The organism is Desulfovibrio sp. 1188_IL3213, from assembly GCF_036763145.1.
In the GTDB taxonomy this organism is placed as follows: Bacteria; Desulfobacterota; Desulfovibrionia; order Desulfovibrionales; family Desulfovibrionaceae; genus Desulfovibrio.
Genome location: NZ_JBAIYR010000341.1, coordinates 1 through 2,495 on the forward strand (window position 1 = coordinate 1; position 2,495 = coordinate 2,495).

A 2,495-nucleotide genomic window follows, 5' to 3' on the forward strand; every position below is an offset into this window, starting at 1 on the left:
TCTGCCTGACCGGCGCGCCCGGCGATGCGGCAAGGAATGCGGCTTTTCTTGTCGATCATTCGGACTGTCCCGCCGTATCCCTTGCGGGTGATCTGTCGCTTGCCGGACTTGCCTGGATGTTTTCCAGGGCGGCAGGGGTTGTTTCTGTCAATACGGGGACCATGCATCTGGCGGCCCTTGCCGGCGCGCCAACGGTAGGGCTGCACGGGCCTACCAACCCGCTCCGCTGGGGTCCCTGGGGCAGGAATGTCCAGAGCCTGCTGCCGCATTCGGGGGCCTGCGCCTATCTGAATCTTGGTTTTGAATATCCTGATCCGCCGGTGACCTGTCTGGAGAACCTGCCCGTGAGCGATGTGCTGGACGCCCTTGAGCGCATGGGGCTGCGAGAACGCGCTTTTGCGGGCGACTGATCTTCCGGTCTGAAGGTCTCACACTTCATTGCACGCGCGATGCCTCAGGAGTAGCCATGCGACTGCCCGATTTTGAACTGGAAGTGTTTTTCAGCCGCTACGAGTTTTCCACACCCTACCTGCTGGCACAGTCCGACTGCGAGAGCCTGAGTATTGATGATCTGCTGGCTCTGGAGCCGGACCCGGAAAAAGCCCGGCACGATTTTTTGCAAACCCGCCTGGGCTACAGCCCCAATGACGGCAATCCCGCCTTGCGCCGGGCTGTGTCGGGCCTCTACAGGCATATGGCCGAGAGGGATGTGTTGTTGTTTACCGGCGCGCAGGAAGGGATATTCGCCTGCATGAATGTGCTGCTGGAGCCGGGCGACCATGTCATCTGCCAGTTTCCGGGCTATCAGTCCCTGTATGATCTGCCGCGCGCTCTGGGCTGCACGGTGGATTTCTGGCAACTGGAAGCTGAAGGGCAGGAAGGCGGTTGGCGGCTTGATCTGGAGGCCCTCAAAAAACTTATCCGCCCCGAAACCAGGCTTGTTGTCGTCAACTCGCCGCATAATCCCACAGGCTTTGTGCTTGATGCCCGCCAGACCCAAGAGCTTTGCGCTCTGGCGCGGCAGCACGGCATCTGGATATTCGCTGACGAAGTTTACCGGGGGCTGGGCCGGAATGCGCGCCCGGGGGAAGAAGACCGCGGCTGTGAAGAAATTGCGCCATGGCTGTGCGATGTGTATGAGCGCGGCATTTCGCTGGGCGTCATGAGCAAGGCGTACGGGCTGCCCGGCGTGCGGGTGGGCTGGCTGGCCTGCGGCGATGCCGGGCTTATGGACGGCATAAGCCGCTACAAGAACTATCTGAGCATCTGCGGAGCCACGCCGTCGGAATCGCTGGCCTGCACGGCTCTGGCTCACGGCCCTGAGCTTTTGCGGCGCAGCAGGAATATCATTCAGGAAAATCTGCGTGTTGCCGATGCGTTTTTTGCGCGCTACGCGGCTTTTTTTACCTATAACCGGCCACAGGCCGGCCCCATAGGTTTTCCCCTGCTTCATCTTATTGAATCTTCTGAAGAGTTTTGCATCCGGCTGGCGCGCGAGGCCGGGGTATTGCTGCTGCCCGGCAGTGTGTACGGCCTTGCGGCCCCTTATGTACGCATGGGTTTCGGACGCAAGAGCTTTGCCGCAAACCTTGCCGTGCTGGACGGCTGGCTGCAAAGGCAAAAAACAGTCTGATATTTTGCGGCGCTGCCGTTTTATGGGCAAGCCCCGACCGGCAGACGGCAAAGGCCCCGGAATTGCTCCGGGGCCTTTGCCGTTGTGAAAGCGCAAGGCCGTTTCACCTTGAATTTTTTCACGGCAGGGTGGGCAGACATTCGCCACGAAGGCCAGACGCCGTGGCAAGCGCTGTACCCCGCTGGGAAGCAGGCTCTCAACGAGGTACAGTTTAAAATTCAGGCACGTCCGCCGGTTTGCCGTCCTTGACCTTGTCGAGATAGCCGGCCCACGCCTCGCCTATGGCAAAAAGGCGTTCTTTGGGAAGGGCCTTGCTGTCATAAAGGATGAGCACAGACCCGCTAACGGGATTGCACTCCACCGACGTGACTCCGGTAATGGCCTTCATGCGGGCTTCGGCAAGGGCGGCCACGGATGCGTTGCAAAGGGCGGGGTGGCGTATGCGCACGCGGCCGTCCACAAAGCTGCGCACATATTTAAGAAGACGCAGGGTGTTCAAAATGGCTCTCCTCGCCCGGAAGGGCCTTTTTCGGCAAATGCGGGCGCATGGCGTTAAGGGCCACTCCCAGGGTCGTGACGTTGTGCAGCAGGGCCGAAACACCGGGGCCGATAATCATGAAAAGCCCACCCACAAGAAACGCGCTGTTGAGCGCCAGGGTGGACACAAAGTTGAAGTGTATGCGCCGCAGGGTTCGCCTGCCCAGCAGCCGGGCATTGACAAGCCCTTCAAGGCTGGGGTGGGTCAGCAGCACGTTGGCGACCTCGCGGGCCAGGTCTGTGCCGTCGCTCATGGCAACGCCCACATGGGACGCTGAAAGGGCCGGGGCATCGTTGATGCCGTCGCCCACCATGAGCACCTTGC

General features: G+C 60.7%; 4 protein-coding genes. 2 read left to right on the forward strand and 2 right to left on the reverse strand.

From position 1 onward, the window contains the following. Both V6C16_RS11165 and V6C16_RS11170 read left to right on the forward strand, forming a co-directional pair. Positions 1-410 (forward strand): glycosyltransferase family 9 protein (locus V6C16_RS11165; RefSeq protein WP_333543232.1); only part of this gene is annotated, 410 nt, incomplete at its 5' end. Positions 411-466: 56 nt separating this feature from the next. Beyond that, complete coding sequence (locus V6C16_RS11170; protein WP_333543234.1) at positions 467-1,633, forward strand: aminotransferase class I/II-fold pyridoxal phosphate-dependent enzyme; 1,167 nt, start codon at positions 467-469, stop codon at positions 1,631-1,633. Positions 1,634-1,844: 211 nt separating this feature from the next. On the opposite strand, the gene V6C16_RS11175 is transcribed toward V6C16_RS11170, so the two are convergent. Both V6C16_RS11175 and V6C16_RS11180 read right to left on the reverse strand, forming a co-directional pair. After that, entirely contained in the window at positions 1,845-2,132 is a 288-nt protein-coding gene (locus V6C16_RS11175; protein ID WP_333536645.1) for an HMA2 domain-containing protein, read from the reverse strand. Then, on the reverse strand, positions 2,110-2,495 hold a 386-nt coding region (locus V6C16_RS11180; protein WP_333543236.1), incomplete at its 5' end, for an HAD hydrolase family protein. The genes V6C16_RS11175 and V6C16_RS11180, both read right to left, overlap by 23 nt.

What these genes read in the sequence shown, in the direction of transcription:
- V6C16_RS11170 (WP_333543234.1), top strand. Translation starts at nt 467, where the DNA reads ATGCGACTGCCCGATTTTGAACTGGAAGTGTTTTTCAGCCGCTACGAG.